Source organism: Oceaniglobus trochenteri (genome assembly GCF_020529025.1).
Lineage (GTDB): Bacteria > Pseudomonadota > Alphaproteobacteria > Rhodobacterales > Rhodobacteraceae > Oceaniglobus > Oceaniglobus trochenteri.
Genome location: NZ_JACNMM010000002.1, coordinates 627,660 through 640,938 on the forward strand (window position 1 = coordinate 627,660; position 13,279 = coordinate 640,938).

A 13,279-nucleotide genomic window follows, 5' to 3' on the forward strand; every position below is an offset into this window, starting at 1 on the left:
CGATCGCGCGGCGCGTCAAGCTTGCCCGGAATGGCGCGTCAGTCGGCCAGATCGGTCAACCATTCCTCGACGATCTCTACAATCACATCGCGGTCATCCTCGGACACCCCCAGGAAGGGACGCGCCGGAATGTCACCCCAGGGGATCGAGTGGAAATGATCGCGACCGCGCTTGTCCTTGCCGATATGAGCGCCGAAGGCACCGGCGCCGGCGCCGAACTGCATGACAGCCGCCTGAATGGCATTGGATGCGACCTCGGCGTGAGCCGGGCCGTAATCGTGGAATATCTGGCTTTGCATATCGCCCGACTGCTTGAGCGGCCCCTGCGAGACCTTCGGCGGCCTGGAGTTGGCATAGGCATCCAGTGTCACCTGGGACAGCGGAGCGAAAGCGCTGCCGTCCGGTGAGACACCCTCGTCGATCCGCGACTTGCTCGAGCGCACCAGCGCCGCGCCGATATCATTCATCGGGCGGCTCATGTCCGACATCCCTGCCGCCAGGCGCAGGAGGGCTTCATGAATTGCGTCATCGTTGATCTTGACCGTGATCATGACTATCTCCGTTGTGTCCGTGTTCCGGTGAGTCCCGATTGGAGAGGGAGCTTCGCTTCACGCGAACCATATGTCGGTTCGATTCCGACCCCGGTTCACGGCGCCTTTCCGAATATCACGGGAAATCCCCGTCCCAGATCAGCCGTCACCGCTGTCGATCTGGCCGGGTGGCCACTGCGCACAAGGTTGGTCACGATCGTCGCGCCACGCCTGCGTTCGGTAAAATCGATCTTGAGGATCAGTTTCAGCTGCCGTTCGATCAGGTAGACCATCAACGTCGGCAACCGGTCCTGCAAATCGAGGTATCCCACGTCCGCATGCTCCAGCAATTCCGGGAGTGCCGAGATATCCTCCAGCGTCATCTGGTTGGTTTTCGCAGTGCGCAGCATGTGATGAATGTCCGTATCGCGGATCGAAATCGAAGCATTCTTCGGCAGCACACCCTGGGCGGCCAACCCTTCGAGCCAGCTTGGCTTCAACGCGGCAATCTCGAAATACTGCTTCGTCGGAGGTGCAAGCGCGGCGCGCTGAACGAAATCAGCGAACGCCCTGGCCAGCCGCCGCCTCGCCGCTTCCGGCCAGGATGCTGCAAAGGCCGCACCGATCGGGGCGGGAAGCACGGGAAGCTTGTCCCGCATCGCCAGAACCACCTGCGCCTGGTCATCTCCGGGGGCATGCGCCCACCCCTTACCGACACCAACAGGCGTCCCCGTACGTGGATCCGCGCTCTGCCAACCCTCGGGCAGCTTCTTGCCCGGATCGCCACCTGCACGACGGATTCCGGCCTCGGTCCTTGCGCCTTCGACCAGGCAACCGCATCCCCAGCCATTGGGCGGATAGTGTGTCCCCCAGAACGGATGATCCGGCGGCAGCGCCACGCCATCCCACGAGAGATGGTTCAGGCGCGGATGTGCCGCGCCGCTGTGGCGATAGACCCACCAGCGGTACTCACCATCGACAAGCTGCGCATGGCGACCGGCCATGTAGGAGGTCTGCATGTTGGTGCGGTAAATCGTGCGCATCCGCCATTCTTCGCCCCGCACGCTGCCCTCGCCGGCCCAGCCGTGCCAACCGCGCCGCTCGACGATGCTTCGAAAATCCTGCTTGAACGCCTCGAACCCGGTGCCATCGACGACCGCACGATCCACTGCGGCTGCAAGATCGGCCAGCAGGTCTGCCTTGACCGCACCTGCCACCATGAAGGCCCGGTCGTGACCGGCATAGGCCGGATCCGCAGATCCGTAGGTGGGGCGCAATTCGCCGAGCCGTAGCCGCCATGCCGCGACCTGTTCGGCAAATGGTTTGCGGAAAGTTGCCGCCAGTTCAGGCATCGTCAGCCGCCACCAAGGCACGTCCGCCCAGATCGGCGGCCATCATCGCATTGGCCAGGATCGAAGCAAGCGCCGAAGCATCCAGATCAGGATAGCCATTCAGCAGCATGTCGCGGAACTCGTCGAAGCTCTGCGCCGCTTCCAGCATCGCCTCGATCCGGCCGATCATCTCGCCCATCGCCGGACGGGCTTCCCGCTCCAGTCGTCCGGTCAGTACGCTCACCGGATCAAATTCGCCTGGGGCGCCCGTAGGATGCGCTTCGGCCATCTGGGGGGCCGTGACACCTGCGCGGGCGCCGAGGGTATTAAAGGGGTATTTAACGGCGCTCTCAGGGCCGGTTGCGTCCGACATCGCGCCGTCACCAGCACCCGGCGGAGCGGTTTGTGGCTGAACTGACAGGATTTCGTCTTTCGGCTTGGGATCGGACCAGCCGTATTTGTCGCGCACCTCGGACATCGACACCCTGAGGCCGAGGGGCACAAGAATACCCAGCGCCTCGGCCGCCGCCTTCAGATCTTCCGCCTCGGGCCGCGCGATCTTCAGCCGCGGATAGCGCGTCTGCGCGCCGAACTCCAAATCCACCCAGGGACGGATCAGATCACGGTTCAGGATCGCCGAAAGCGCCTTGGCGTCGGCGCGCTCGATGTCCTCCTGGACCTCGCGATGTTCCTTGCCGGACCCGAGACCGCCTGTCACCGCATCGGTCGTGGCCGTCTGACCCAGCACGGCCTTGCTGATCTGTTGGTCCAGCCAGTCTGAACGCTCCTTGTAGAGGCCCGAGGCAGAGCCGACATTCTTGGCTTCGATGAACTCGATCTCCATCCCCTCGGGAATGGTTGCCGCGCAATCGCCCGCGATGTTGGCAACGGCTGCAAACAGTGTGTCGCGATCCTTCTCCGAGGATCCGGCGCCGTATTTCCCCAAGCGCAACGGCTGCCCATAGGTCTGGGTGAAGATCGCCCAATCCCGCTGGGTATAGGCCTTGAACATCCAACCCCAGGCGGCGACCCGTGCCAGGCCCGAACGCAGCGCAAGGCCGGATTTCGCCTTGATCGTCGTGAAAATGAACTTGAAGGGGTCGAGGGGCACGTCCTGACCGTTCTCGTCGATCTTCATGGGCGTTGCCAGGTCGTGGTGGGCAAATCGGAACCAACGCGGATCGCGCCACTCCAGCCGCTGCGGTTCCCACTGACCCGAAGACGTGTCCCAGATGATCTCGGTAAAGCTGTAACCTTTCCCGATTGCGTCGAGCATATCGAAGATCTCGTCAGTCAATTCGTCGCGTTTCAACCAGTCGCGCACCATGTCCGCGATCTTCACGTCCTGCGGTGCATCACTGGCCGCATCCACCGTGATGTCGATCTGGCTGACCGAGCGACGGCGCGTGCCCAGTACCCCCAGGTAATGCGGATCCCGCTCTTCGATCACCTCGGCCAGTTCGAGATACTGGACAGGATCGCCACGATCCGCCGCGCGCAGGATGTTTGCCAGGCGAACCGGGTTCAACCCATCGGCCGGTGTTCCGGAAATCGGCGAGCGCACACCGCCGAACGTGGCGGCGGCAACCTCCCTTGTCAGAACCGAGCGTTGAACAGGACGACCGAAGCGGTCGAGAACGTGAGGAATGCGGGCCATATCAGTCTCGCTCGATTATCCAATTTGAGAAAAGAGGCTCGCGCGCCGGTTTCGATCCGGCCTTCGGGAGCAAACAGGTGGCACGGACGGCCATCACAGCCCTCCCCGAATTCCGGCGCCCAGCGGGGTTTTCCACCAGCCGCGATCATCCCGATCCTCGCGGGGCCAGTCGGTCATCCGGCCCTCTTCGGAGGCACGTGCCGAAACCGACTCGCGTCCGGCTGCCCGATATTCGTAGGGCTGATATCCCGTCACCGCCGCACCCGTCGCCAGAGCGATGGCCCAGAACCGGTCGGCGTGCCCGTCCGTGTCCCCATCGGCGACCAGGCGGCGCTGGCCCGTCAATCCGGTCTGGCTCTTGATCGCGTGCAGATCCGAACGCAACACCGGGTCCCCCGCCGGGATCCGGGCGCGGCGGTCCTGGAAACGCTCCTTGAGGGTCGTTGCCATGTCCAGCTTTCGGGCACCCGTGAAGAGCACCCCTTCGACACGAACATTGCCATGACGTCGCTTGGCATCCTCGACCGGCTTTTCCCCCATGCCCGTCTGGTCCATGGCCACCCGCACGACCCGGTAGCGCTGCATCACGCTGTCCAGCAACGCATCCTGCTCGGCAAAGCTGATCCGGCGCTTGGCCGTGATTTCACGCAACCAAAGGACGTCACCGACCTCCTCCAGAACGACGATGACGAAAAGGTCGTTGCGCGCGGCAATGTCGACACCGACATAGCAGGCGCCGCCCCGATACTCGTCCGGGTGACCGGCCGCCTCATGTTCCACCGACGAGATCAGATCGTAGTCGAGCCAGCTCGAGGCCTCGTCCAGCCATTTCAGCTCGTATTCCTGCGCCCAGGCATCCTCGTCAGCCATGCCCGAACGCAGCATGTCGACGTCACGGTCCAGCCCCTGCGCGACGGCCTGATAGATATCGGTGACATGGCGCGACCAGACCGACCCCTCGGCCGTCATCAGTTCGTAGAACTTGTTGCCCTTGCCATTGGGCGTCGAGATCACCCGCAGCTTCTGCTGGCCCTTCGAGATCACCGGGAAGAGCGCAGCCCAGATGTCGCGGCTCTTGGCGTGAAAGGCGAACTCGTCGAGGATCACATTCGCCGAGAACCCCCGGGCCGTGTCCGGATTGGCCGGCAAGGCCGTGATCCGGCTTCCGCCCGGAAAGGACACCTCCAGTTGCTTGTAGATTGCATCCGGCCCCTTCTCCTGTGGCGCTCGGAATTCGGTTTCGTCATAGGTCGGCTCGCCGCCCTTCAAGAGGGTGTTATAGGCGGCGTAAAAGGCGCGTGTGAACGGCTTGATCACCTCCGTCATCATCTCGGCCGCCTGGCGTTCCCCGCGACTCAGCACGACCCAGCGGGCCTTGCGCCCATCGGCCCAGGCCTGGAAGCAGTCATCGACGCATTCGCCACCGGTGCTGAAGGTCTTTCCGGTCTGGCGCGCGAACATACCGATCTTGAACCGGGACTGATCGGCGATCCAGGCGCGCTGATACGGAAGGAAGTCGACGACAGGTTTCATTGACCGCCGTCCTGCGTGTAGCGGCCCCAGCCGGGATACCTGCCGCGATAGCGGACATGCACATTCGCCGCCCACCAATCGTTCAGGATCAGCGTCACCGGGTTCCAGTGATGGAACACCGCATGAACACACAGCTCGTTCCAGAAGCGCCCCATCAGCAGACCTCCCAGTAGCCGTCACGCAACCAGCCGTGCCAGTGATCGATGTGGTGCACCGAGGGATCGAGGCTGGGCGCGGTGCGCGATCCGTTCCAGCGCCAGCTGGGGCGCGGCCCCGTCGGCTTGTGAAGCTCGCCGATCAGCAACCGGTTCTTCAGACCACAGCCACACGGGCAGAAGTAGACGAACTCGAACCGGCCCGACGCGCGGCGCGACTCGAGCATGAAACTGCCGGGATTGGCCTGGCACTCGAACTGCACGCGGTCGGTATAGTGAAGGGCACGCAGGCTCATGTTCCGAATCCCAGGATGCGCCGGGCGGCGGCGGCGGCGGCGGCTTCGCTGCCTCCCTCGGCCGAGGCCGCGTCCAGACGTTGGGCCAGCGCCGTACGTTCCGCCTCTCGGGCTTCCTCCGCCAGGCGCTTGCGTTCGGCGGCAGTCAGTTGCTCGCGGATGCCCGACGAGTGCATCACGTCCTTGAGCATCCGCCCGAGGAAGTGCAGTTCTTTCGGATCGATCTCGTCGCCCTCTTTCAGCATCTGTGATTTCATGACCTTGAAGGCCAGGGCCGTGATCATTTGAAACAGCACGTTGTGGCGCTTGGCCTCGTCTTCCAGACCCTCGTCTTGCATCCAGCTGACGGCCCAGGCGCTGGCTTCCTCCTGGGCCTTGGCCATCATCTCGTATTCCTGGCCGAAGGAATGCACCGCCGACTTTCCGATCCGCACCTCGAGCCCCGCCTGTTCCAGCCGGAAGTTCAGGGCCTCGGTGAGGTCGAGATAGCCCGAGAAGCCACGATCCCGCAGCTCCTCCTGAAGCCACTTGCGCAACTCTTCGGGCAGCATATCGATCTTGCGTGGCGGCGGCATGCCTTCAGCCCCGCGCCGACGGACGCTTGACGCCGGGATGGGTCACGTCTCCACGCGCCACCTCGCAGCCGCGAGAGGTGGCCACGGCGATGACGACGTGCCCGTGATCCGTGATCTCGATCAGGTCCTGCTCGTCCAGCCACGCCAGCGCGCTGCGCAGCTGATCCTCGCTGCTGGGCACTCCGACGCCCCGCACGACATCGATCAGGATCGACGCATTGCTGGTGTACTGCGAGCACCGTTCAAGGTGTTTCAGCACCGCCAGGCGGCGGTGTTCCGTCATCAGGTTCTCGGCCATCGAGACTTTCCTTTCATGGGTCGGGTCGGGTGACACCGGGCATCGTGCGGGTCCCGTCACCAACGTCACGCCCGAGAGCAGTGATCTTGGCGATCGGTTCGTCCTGGTATCGGCGGATCGTCACCAGACCCAATTCCTCAAGCCAGGTGAGTGTGGCGAGCAGCTGGTCGATGTTCGTGGGGACGCCAACCCGCACGCAGTGCAGCCGCAGGATGGAAGCGGCCGCCTCGTAGCCCGGAACGGACGACAGATACGTCAGGACCTTCAGCCGCCGCCATTCGGAGGCGACCTCTTCGATCGGCCAGCCCCTCATTTCTTGCCCCACGCAGGGTCGGCACGTGATGCCGCCTGGAACAGCAGGTTCAGGGTGTTGTTGTTGGCTTCCATGCGACCGGTAAGGTTTGCCAGGCGCGCACTTACCTCGCCGATCTCCCGCGAGGTCGCCAGCTTGCCGATTTCGCCCTCGATCGTGGTCATCCTGGTACGGACGCGGTCCAGGTCCTCGTCGATGACCGTCAGCTTGCCTTCGATCTTTTCCAACCGCTTGCCATGAGAATTCGCACTGGATTGCAGATCATGGGCCTGTGTATCGAAGTACCGCCGGTTGCGCCGGTCCCACCAGGTGAGTGCACCGCCGAGGACCGTGATGATGCCCAGCAGCACTGCAATCACGACCTGGGTGTTTCGCAGAAGATCGATCACCACAGAACCACTCCGATGAGACCCCAAAGACAGAGCAGCGCCGCCAGTTCGACACCGGCCAGGACGATGGTGATCCTGCCATTCGACGCAGCCACTTTCTTCGCGGCGACCGAGACATGCCAAACCGCCAGCCCGCAACCCAGGCTCAGCAGTTCCGGGGCCGGATGAGCCGACCACAGATCCACACCCTTCGAAGACAGAAGCCGCGCCGCGATGTAATAGCCTCGCTCGACAATCAGCGCCGTGAACACGGCGATCACGGACATGCGTACATAGCTCGATGAGATCATCGCCCCCAGACTGCCCTCGACCCGGCGCAGATACTGCGCACGGGCGAAAACAATGAGGAGGGCAAGGATCAGAAGGACGTGACTGGCCAAGGTGACCCCGGAATACTGCAGTCCCATGTCGTCAGCGGCCCGTGATCGGCCCGATGCGCTTGCTGGCCCGTACTCGGCCGATGATCGCAAGGATACCGCCGACACCGCTCACGACGCTGATCACCAACTGGACCATTTCAACCTGGTCGGCCGGGCTCACGGAATAGTCGAACATCCCGGCCGCGCCGGACAGAAGCGCAATTGCGCCCCCCAGAACCCCGCGCGACATGAGCGGGCTTTTCGTCTCGTAATTCATGACTTCTCCTTCTCCGGTTGTGGGTGATCAAGTGGCATCAGGTCGAGCCAGTCGACACCGCCGCCCAGGATGCAGGCTTCGCCGTCCGCGCTGATCGAAACCAGCGTCCACGTCGCGCCATCATTCGTTGCATAAATCGCCAGTACCTCCCGGGCGCTGACGACTCCACCGCCGACCGGCGTCTCACCGAAACGTTCGGCCAGTCGCTGCTCGACCAGGCCGAAGGCTGCGCAGTTCCTCGATTGACCAGTCGCCGCCATCGGCCAGGTCAGTGCCAGGGCGATGGCGAAAAGAACGGGCTTTGCCTTGTGCATCATCTCAGGCCTCGTTCGCCGAAAGGGGCTGGCCGTCACGCGACAGCCGGATCCGCTTGCCAGGCATCGGTGCGTCAAGCGGCCAGCGCGCCTCCAGCAGGCGGGACCTGGAAACACGGGCCACCGTCACGGCGTTGCTCTGGTTGCCGCCCAGCACATGAAAGGCCTCGTCGTCCTCGCCCCAGTAGAACCCGACGTGGCCTTGCCATCCGGACCGGGACCCACGCCAGAACACGAGGACCGCACCGAACTGCGGATCGCATGGCCGCCCGAACCGCCGCCATGACCGCGCCGCCAGCGGGTTCGAGACAAGGTCGATGCCCGATTGCCACCGGCGCATGACGGTGGCCACGAAAGCACCGCACCAGGGGATCTCGCGCGGATCGATCCAGGAGACAGCCTTGTCGAACCAGGTACGCAACCGGGCCGTGTCGCGCGCCTCGTGCAGTCCCTTCACGCGCGCCGCTTCGGCCATCCACGGAATGTCGTCATCGGTCCCAACGGTGGCGTCGCGGATATCGACGGCGCCATCGAAAAGCGCGCCATGGGTGAGCGGACCATAGTATGGCCGCGCCCGGAAGCCGATCGAACGTTTGAAGGCGGTAATCGCCGCGTCCGTGCGCGGGCCCTTGATGCCATCTTCGACCAGCGGGCCGAAGCCGGTTTCGTTCAGGCGCTGTTGGACCGCGCGAAAATCGACTGTGGGAAGTGTCACTCTGCCGCCCTCTGACCATGAATTCTTCACGGTCAATTTGCGGGCTAGAAGGCGGCCAGACTACGCACAACGGTTTGCGGTCAGTCCTGCTCGCCAAACAGATCCGGTTGGCGGGGAGGCTGGCGACGGGGCGCATCCGGGTCGAGATAGCGCCTCACGGTCACGTCCGATACGTGCAGTTTTCGCGCAATCTGCCTTTTGGTCAAGCCACTCGCGCACAAACGGCGGGCCAGATAGTTTTTTGCCGTCGGAACCCGGCGTGGCAGCGCCCGCGCAGCGGCAGCGAGGCGGGCTGTTGCCGCCGGACCGATCACGGCTACAACGTCCGCGCGATCAGCACTTTCGGTTTGCAGATACAGCTCGGCGCCACCGAATTTAAGCAGGAAATCCACGATACGCTCTTCACCCACCAACCTCTCCCAGGGCGCGACATGAGCAGGTGTTTGGCAGGAGGGCGCCGTCATTCAGGCCGCTCTCTGCGGTGACCGCCGGTGCGTGGATCGCAACTATGGATACGGATTACTGTCGTCACCACGCCGCCCCGGATCCTGTAACTGAAGCCGCCGTTGATCACGCCAGAAGCGCCGGGATGATCAAGGTGGATGTCCACCAGGTGACCGATCTCGCGACGCACCGCTTCGACATCCAATCCCTTGACGCGTTCAAGATAACGCAGCACGGCGTGATCGGAGACCGGGGCGATAGACTTCTTCATTTCCGTACCGTCCGTTCGGTGGCGATCCCTTCGCGCCGGCACCAATCCTTCAGGGCACGGGTGACGTCATTGATCTGATCGGTACGCTGAAGGCTGTCGATGTCGATTGGCACGCTCTGCCAGTGCCCCTCGAACCGGGACCGCACGAAGGCGTTCAATCCCGCACGCCCCGGCTTCTGCAATTTGCCCGCCTTGCCCAGAAGTCCCCAGAGCACATGAATGTAGCGCAGGTCGGAACGCGGCGCGAGCGGACGAGACCGCTTGCCCTTGTGCGCCCGGAACCCCCGCGCCTCGAGCGCCGAGACGACGGCCTTCAGCTCTGCCTCGGACATGTCGGTCAGGCTGTCCTTGCCGGTGACCAGCAACTGCAGATCATGTCTTGCGTCGCCGTCCAGGCCGATCTCCCGACATCCGACGTGGATCATGCGTTTGAGGGCGGTGGTCATGTCAGTGACCCGCCATCCGGACACAGGAACATTTCGGCCGACCGCCAATGCAGGTGCTAGACTTCTGCAACTTCGGGCAACAAGGACGATTCGATTGGACTACAATTCCCTTCTTGAAAACAGCAAGCTGGCGCTCGACCTCGTCGGCGGTGGAACAGATATCGCGACCAAGCTGCGGGAGCTTCTCAAAAGGGGCAACAAGGGCGGGGAAATGTCCCCCGAGGTCGCCGAATTGACTCTTGAGCTCCAGAACCAGTTGATCAACGCGCAGCGCGCGCAACTGTCGATTCTTGACAGCCTTATTGAACTTAAAAAGGAAGTGATGGAGGCTGACCGCCAACTTGAACTTCAAAGAAGCTATGAGCCTTTCGCGACCGCAGGGGGCGCCATCGTACTCGCGCTGAAGCCGAACGAGGATGGCAATCAGCCGGTTCATTACATTTGTCCCGATTGTGCCGACGACGGAAAGCGCCGCATTCTGCAGCCGCAGGGAACAGGAAAGCGGTGCAATCCCTGCGAGAAGTTCTTTCCTTTCGATGCCCCGGACGATCGCCCCGTCAGACGACCAGTGCGTGATGACTGGATCAGATGATCGTGTCTGCACAAGATTGCCCATATCACACCGCCGCGATGTTCAGCGGCACCATCTCCCAGCCTTTTTCCGGCGTAGCGCGGGTGTAGATCCGGATGTAGGACTTGGAACCGATCACGCTCATGCTGTCGGTGATCGCCTGCATCGCCTTCTTCCAGGTAGGATGCCTGATATCCAGGCGACGCAGTGAGAACAGCGCTTCGCGGTTGATGTTTCCCGCCTTGTCGGTGTTGAAGGCATGGTTGACCAGGGCGCGGATTTCATCGCGTGAACCGTCGCTCCATTCCTCAATGCATTCGTCGATCAGGCTCTTGGCGATCCCGAGTTCGGGACCGAAGGCGATGTGATCGGCGACACTCACCTGCACCCTTGCGCAGCCGTCAAAGCTGATCAGGTCAATGTTGCCCTTGGCACCGCCCACGCTGGCGCCGTGCTGTTCGCGCAGCAGATCGACGAGGGTGTAGACATCGTCAAATGTGTGCCCCTTGAAGCGGGCGATCTGGGCGCTGAGCGGGCGGGCATATTCCAGCACCTTCAATACGGTCTGCGTCTTCAGTTGATCGGCATCGCTGACGAGGTCGATCGGCACGGCGCGACCCTTGGCGTCGCGCATATGCGGGCGACCGTCGATCATGGTCTGGCCCGGCGGAAGTTCATGGGTGGTTTCAACAGACATTTAAAGGCTCCTTGCGGGGGTTTGGAATGATGGACGTTGAAGGTTCACGACGAGCCGGCCGTTCCGACCAGCGCTTCCTCCAGCAGTCGCCGCGCCAGGTCGGAGGCGCCCAGGCCCTCGTGCTCGGCCCGGCGCTCGAGCGCCGAGAGAATCCTGTCGCCGACCACGATGGTCGCCGCCGGTTTCGCAGCTGGCGGGTTGTCGGCCGAGATCGGCCGACCGCCACTGAACCGTTTGATCTGAATGCCGCTCCGGCGGGCATAGCAGATAATGCCTCGCACCTGGTCGGGACGCAGGCCCAGCCGTGCGGCAATGTCGGCAGGCGGCACCCCGGTTTGCGCCAGTTCGATGATGCGTTCACGTGGCGAGTTCATCGTTCTTCCTTCCTGTTGCGGGGGCAGCCCTTGCAGGCGCGGAACATGTCCCTGCGCAATGCATTCACCGCGCTGAACCGCCGGCTCTTGGCACGCCAATCCTGGCACTCGTTTTCGGGGATCAGACCCAGCGCCGGGCATTCGATCGTGCTGGACATCAGCACGCCACGCACCCGCACCTCGACTGCGCTCAGGTCACCCGAATACTTGTTGCGCAGCACCGTGCTGACCAAAGCACCGGAGCGTCCAAGGCGCCCGGCCACACGGTTCTGCGAGGTGGCGGCACAGGCTTCGGCCAGCGCCATCACCCAGTCAGGCACATCGCCCCAGGCGATCTGCGCGACTTCGACAGGCCCTTTCATTGCGTGCCCTCCGCGATATGGGTGAACTCGCACAGGTTGTCGTCATAGACTGCCCGCACGCGCCGCTCGCGCGGCGCCGCAGGGCCAGTGTTGCGGATCAGGCGGTAGAGCGCCTGGTGAACGCCCGGGCGCGCCTTGCGCTCGACCCTCAGATACGCGCCTCGCAACAGCATCCGGCAATAGGCAGCCGCATCTTCCTCGTTGACGATCACCACGTCGGTCGTCGAATGCACGGCAAGGTCACGGGGCGTGAACACCATCAGCTGTCGTGCCGAACGCCACATGTTGCCCTGAGGCGTCTGGTTGCCGACCGGACTGCCGTCCGGCCTACGGAACAGCGGCTGCACGCCGATATCACCGATCAGACGATAGCGCCGGCGGCGCTTTTCGCCGACGTGGGTGAACTCGGCCCGGCGGGCCTTGACCCACTCCCCGACGATCTCGCGAACCATCTTGGCGTCGAGGCCGCATTCTGACGCCAGCTGGTAGCAGCTGAATTCCCCCAGGCGAACAGCCGTGTTCCAAGCATGATGGTACTTGGCTTCGGTGAGACGGCGACGGGTCATTTCAGGCCCCTCCGTGGAGCCGGGGCCTGACCGGTGAAGAAATCCTTCTCGCCCCAGTCCTTCACCGTGAGCGTCTTCAACCCGCGCGCCCGCGAAAACTCGTGCATTCGGTCGAAATTTTCGCAGATCCTGCGGATGTTGGCGCGGGTCCCGACCATGAGCCTGTCGAGGAGCTCGCTTTCGATCGTGATCGAGGGGGCGTAGATGCGCGCCAGATGATCCAGTTCATCGCGTTGGGCCCGCTCGGCCGCGACCCAATCCAGGACCCGGTTGTGAAACCGCTCCCAGGGCTGGAACTTCTGCGGCAGCTCCTCTTCGCCGATCAGGATGATCGGTGTCCCCGAGGTCTCGTAGATGTCGCGCACAAGCTCGACCATCTTGTGCTGCGTCAGGAAGTCCGCCTCGTCGATCAGCAGCGGCCGGTTCGACGTCGCCAACAATTCGCCGATCTGCTCGACCATGTTGGCGATGCCGCGGGCCGGTTTCAGCCCCATTTCCAGAAGGATCGCTTCGCAGAGCTTCACCGGGCGCCACACGCTCTTCATCTGCACCGAATAGGCGTCGAAGTGATTGGCGGCATATGTCGCTGCTGTCGTCTTGCCATATCCCGAGGGGCCGTAGAAAACAGCCAACCCCGGAAGGTTGTGATTGCGGTCCACCACCCGGCTGATCAGCCCGACAAGGGCGCTGACGTTCGTCAGGGGGGCCACGCTATTGTATAGTCTCGCTTGCTCTGTCATCTTCCTCACCAGTCACTGCTCTTTTTGCTCGAGCATTCGATTTTGCCGTCGTGGGGTGGCATCCTC

At 63.2% G+C, this 13,279-nt stretch carries 23 protein-coding genes; 1 reads left to right on the top strand and 22 read right to left on the bottom strand.

Features of this window, described 5'->3' with window-relative positions:
* Window positions 1-38: 38 nt before the first annotated feature.
* From H7828_RS03295 to H7828_RS03375, 17 genes are all read right to left on the bottom strand, one after another.
* Window positions 39-551, bottom strand: a complete 513-nt coding sequence (locus H7828_RS03295) for a phage virion morphogenesis protein (RefSeq protein WP_226779522.1) — start codon at window positions 549-551, stop codon at window positions 39-41.
* 95 nt (window positions 552-646) lie between these two features.
* A complete protein-coding gene (locus tag H7828_RS03300) occupies window positions 647-1,882 on the bottom strand; it encodes a phage head morphogenesis protein (protein ID WP_226779523.1) in 1,236 nt (411 codons plus the stop codon).
* Complete coding sequence (locus H7828_RS03305; RefSeq protein WP_226779525.1) at window positions 1,875-3,518, bottom strand: DUF935 domain-containing protein; 1,644 nt, start codon at window positions 3,516-3,518, stop codon at window positions 1,875-1,877. The genes H7828_RS03300 and H7828_RS03305 overlap by 8 nt, the downstream gene beginning before the upstream one ends.
* Before the next feature lie 93 nt (window positions 3,519-3,611).
* Window positions 3,612-5,051 carry a terminase large subunit domain-containing protein gene (locus H7828_RS03310; protein WP_226779526.1) on the bottom strand — a complete coding sequence of 480 codons (1,440 nt, stop codon included), beginning with the start codon at window positions 5,049-5,051 and terminating at the stop codon, window positions 3,612-3,614.
* Window positions 5,048-5,206, bottom strand: a complete 159-nt coding sequence (locus tag H7828_RS03315) for a hypothetical protein (RefSeq protein ID WP_226779528.1) — start codon at window positions 5,204-5,206, stop codon at window positions 5,048-5,050. The genes H7828_RS03310 and H7828_RS03315 overlap by 4 nt, the downstream gene beginning before the upstream one ends.
* The gene (locus H7828_RS03320; protein WP_226779530.1) at window positions 5,206-5,502 is read right to left on the bottom strand and encodes a ubiquitination-like system serine protease family protein; all 297 of its coding nucleotides are present in this window, start codon (window positions 5,500-5,502) and stop codon (window positions 5,206-5,208) included. Before H7828_RS03320 ends, H7828_RS03315 begins: the two co-directional genes overlap by 1 nt.
* Window positions 5,499-6,077, bottom strand: coding sequence for a phage protein Gp27 family protein (locus H7828_RS03325; RefSeq protein WP_226779531.1), 579 nt, complete (start codon window positions 6,075-6,077; stop codon window positions 5,499-5,501). The genes H7828_RS03320 and H7828_RS03325 overlap by 4 nt, the downstream gene beginning before the upstream one ends.
* A gap of 4 nt (window positions 6,078-6,081) precedes the next feature.
* Window positions 6,082-6,411, bottom strand: a complete 330-nt coding sequence (locus H7828_RS03330) for a VpaChn25_0724 family phage protein (RefSeq protein WP_226779532.1) — start codon at window positions 6,409-6,411, stop codon at window positions 6,082-6,084.
* On the bottom strand, window positions 6,389-6,688 hold the full coding sequence (locus H7828_RS03335; RefSeq protein WP_226779533.1) for a VpaChn25_0724 family phage protein: 300 nt from the start codon (window positions 6,686-6,688) through the stop codon (window positions 6,389-6,391). The genes H7828_RS03330 and H7828_RS03335 overlap by 23 nt, the downstream gene beginning before the upstream one ends.
* On the bottom strand, window positions 6,685-7,077 hold the full coding sequence (locus tag H7828_RS03340; protein WP_226779535.1) for a hypothetical protein: 393 nt from the start codon (window positions 7,075-7,077) through the stop codon (window positions 6,685-6,687). The genes H7828_RS03335 and H7828_RS03340 overlap by 4 nt, the downstream gene beginning before the upstream one ends.
* Entirely contained in the window at window positions 7,074-7,484 is a 411-nt protein-coding gene (locus H7828_RS03345) for a hypothetical protein (protein ID WP_226779536.1), read from the bottom strand. The genes H7828_RS03340 and H7828_RS03345 overlap by 4 nt, the downstream gene beginning before the upstream one ends.
* A gap of 4 nt (window positions 7,485-7,488) precedes the next feature.
* Complete coding sequence (locus H7828_RS03350; RefSeq protein WP_226779537.1) at window positions 7,489-7,713, bottom strand: hypothetical protein; 225 nt, start codon at window positions 7,711-7,713, stop codon at window positions 7,489-7,491.
* Window positions 7,710-8,030, bottom strand: coding sequence for a hypothetical protein (locus H7828_RS03355; RefSeq protein WP_226779538.1), 321 nt, complete (start codon window positions 8,028-8,030; stop codon window positions 7,710-7,712). Before H7828_RS03355 ends, H7828_RS03350 begins: the two co-directional genes overlap by 4 nt.
* A gap of 1 nt (window position 8,031) precedes the next feature.
* The gene (locus H7828_RS03360) at window positions 8,032-8,742 is read right to left on the bottom strand and encodes an NlpC/P60 family protein (RefSeq protein WP_226779539.1); all 711 of its coding nucleotides are present in this window, start codon (window positions 8,740-8,742) and stop codon (window positions 8,032-8,034) included.
* An 80-nt stretch (window positions 8,743-8,822) separates the two neighbouring features.
* Window positions 8,823-9,134, bottom strand: a complete 312-nt coding sequence (locus H7828_RS03365; RefSeq protein WP_226779540.1) for a helix-turn-helix domain-containing protein — start codon at window positions 9,132-9,134, stop codon at window positions 8,823-8,825.
* A gap of 68 nt (window positions 9,135-9,202) precedes the next feature.
* On the bottom strand, window positions 9,203-9,457 hold the full coding sequence (locus H7828_RS03370) for a hypothetical protein (RefSeq protein ID WP_226779541.1): 255 nt from the start codon (window positions 9,455-9,457) through the stop codon (window positions 9,203-9,205).
* Window positions 9,454-9,903, bottom strand: a complete 450-nt coding sequence (locus H7828_RS03375; protein WP_226779542.1) for a regulatory protein GemA — start codon at window positions 9,901-9,903, stop codon at window positions 9,454-9,456. The genes H7828_RS03370 and H7828_RS03375 overlap by 4 nt, the downstream gene beginning before the upstream one ends.
* Before the next feature lie 94 nt (window positions 9,904-9,997).
* Here H7828_RS03375 and H7828_RS03380 point away from each other — a divergent pair, with 94 nt between their 5' ends.
* On the top strand, window positions 9,998-10,495 hold the full coding sequence (locus H7828_RS03380; RefSeq protein ID WP_226779543.1) for a hypothetical protein: 498 nt from the start codon (window positions 9,998-10,000) through the stop codon (window positions 10,493-10,495).
* 25 nt (window positions 10,496-10,520) lie between these two features.
* Here the strand turns inward: H7828_RS03380 and H7828_RS03385 are convergent, their stop codons facing one another.
* Genes H7828_RS03385 through H7828_RS03405 form a run of 5 tightly spaced genes read right to left on the bottom strand, consistent with a single transcriptional unit; the run spans window position 10,521 to window position 13,213 of the window.
* The gene (locus H7828_RS03385) at window positions 10,521-11,171 is read right to left on the bottom strand and encodes a DUF3164 family protein (RefSeq protein WP_226779545.1); all 651 of its coding nucleotides are present in this window, start codon (window positions 11,169-11,171) and stop codon (window positions 10,521-10,523) included.
* A 44-nt stretch (window positions 11,172-11,215) separates the two neighbouring features.
* The gene (locus H7828_RS03390; protein WP_226779546.1) at window positions 11,216-11,545 is read right to left on the bottom strand and encodes a helix-turn-helix domain-containing protein; all 330 of its coding nucleotides are present in this window, start codon (window positions 11,543-11,545) and stop codon (window positions 11,216-11,218) included.
* The gene (locus H7828_RS03395; protein WP_226779548.1) at window positions 11,542-11,907 is read right to left on the bottom strand and encodes a hypothetical protein; all 366 of its coding nucleotides are present in this window, start codon (window positions 11,905-11,907) and stop codon (window positions 11,542-11,544) included. The genes H7828_RS03390 and H7828_RS03395 overlap by 4 nt, the downstream gene beginning before the upstream one ends.
* Window positions 11,904-12,473: a hypothetical protein gene (locus H7828_RS03400; protein WP_226779549.1), complete on the bottom strand. Its 570-nt coding sequence runs from the start codon at window positions 12,471-12,473 to the stop codon at window positions 11,904-11,906. Before H7828_RS03400 ends, H7828_RS03395 begins: the two co-directional genes overlap by 4 nt.
* A complete protein-coding gene (locus tag H7828_RS03405) occupies window positions 12,470-13,213 on the bottom strand; it encodes an AAA family ATPase (protein ID WP_226779550.1) in 744 nt (247 codons plus the stop codon). Before H7828_RS03405 ends, H7828_RS03400 begins: the two co-directional genes overlap by 4 nt.
* Window positions 13,214-13,279: the final 66 nt, after the last annotated feature.

What these genes read in the sequence shown, in the direction of transcription:
- H7828_RS03300 (WP_226779523.1), bottom strand. Translation starts at nt 1,882, where the DNA reads ATGCCTGAACTGGCGGCAACTTTCCGCAAACCATTTGCCGAACAGGTC.
- H7828_RS03400 (WP_226779549.1), bottom strand. Translation starts at nt 12,473, where the DNA reads ATGACCCGTCGCCGTCTCACCGAAGCCAAGTACCATCATGCTTGGAAC.
- H7828_RS03320 (WP_226779530.1), bottom strand. Translation starts at nt 5,502, where the DNA reads ATGAGCCTGCGTGCCCTTCACTATACCGACCGCGTGCAGTTCGAGTGC.
- H7828_RS03305 (WP_226779525.1), bottom strand. Translation starts at nt 3,518, where the DNA reads ATGGCCCGCATTCCTCACGTTCTCGACCGCTTCGGTCGTCCTGTTCAA.
- H7828_RS03335 (WP_226779533.1), bottom strand. Translation starts at nt 6,688, where the DNA reads ATGAGGGGCTGGCCGATCGAAGAGGTCGCCTCCGAATGGCGGCGGCTG.
- H7828_RS03350 (WP_226779537.1), bottom strand. Translation starts at nt 7,713, where the DNA reads ATGAATTACGAGACGAAAAGCCCGCTCATGTCGCGCGGGGTTCTGGGG.
- H7828_RS03355 (WP_226779538.1), bottom strand. Translation starts at nt 8,030, where the DNA reads ATGATGCACAAGGCAAAGCCCGTTCTTTTCGCCATCGCCCTGGCACTG.
- H7828_RS03385 (WP_226779545.1), bottom strand. Translation starts at nt 11,171, where the DNA reads ATGTCTGTTGAAACCACCCATGAACTTCCGCCGGGCCAGACCATGATC.
- H7828_RS03325 (WP_226779531.1), bottom strand. Translation starts at nt 6,077, where the DNA reads ATGCCGCCGCCACGCAAGATCGATATGCTGCCCGAAGAGTTGCGCAAG.
- H7828_RS03395 (WP_226779548.1), bottom strand. Translation starts at nt 11,907, where the DNA reads ATGAAAGGGCCTGTCGAAGTCGCGCAGATCGCCTGGGGCGATGTGCCT.
- H7828_RS03315 (WP_226779528.1), bottom strand. Translation starts at nt 5,206, where the DNA reads ATGGGGCGCTTCTGGAACGAGCTGTGTGTTCATGCGGTGTTCCATCAC.
- H7828_RS03390 (WP_226779546.1), bottom strand. Translation starts at nt 11,545, where the DNA reads ATGAACTCGCCACGTGAACGCATCATCGAACTGGCGCAAACCGGGGTG.
- H7828_RS03405 (WP_226779550.1), bottom strand. Translation starts at nt 13,213, where the DNA reads ATGACAGAGCAAGCGAGACTATACAATAGCGTGGCCCCCCTGACGAAC.
- H7828_RS03310 (WP_226779526.1), bottom strand. Translation starts at nt 5,051, where the DNA reads ATGAAACCTGTCGTCGACTTCCTTCCGTATCAGCGCGCCTGGATCGCC.
- H7828_RS03345 (WP_226779536.1), bottom strand. Translation starts at nt 7,484, where the DNA reads ATGGGACTGCAGTATTCCGGGGTCACCTTGGCCAGTCACGTCCTTCTG.
- H7828_RS03295 (WP_226779522.1), bottom strand. Translation starts at nt 551, where the DNA reads ATGATCACGGTCAAGATCAACGATGACGCAATTCATGAAGCCCTCCTG.
- H7828_RS03375 (WP_226779542.1), bottom strand. Translation starts at nt 9,903, where the DNA reads ATGACCACCGCCCTCAAACGCATGATCCACGTCGGATGTCGGGAGATC.
- H7828_RS03370 (WP_226779541.1), bottom strand. Translation starts at nt 9,457, where the DNA reads ATGAAGAAGTCTATCGCCCCGGTCTCCGATCACGCCGTGCTGCGTTAT.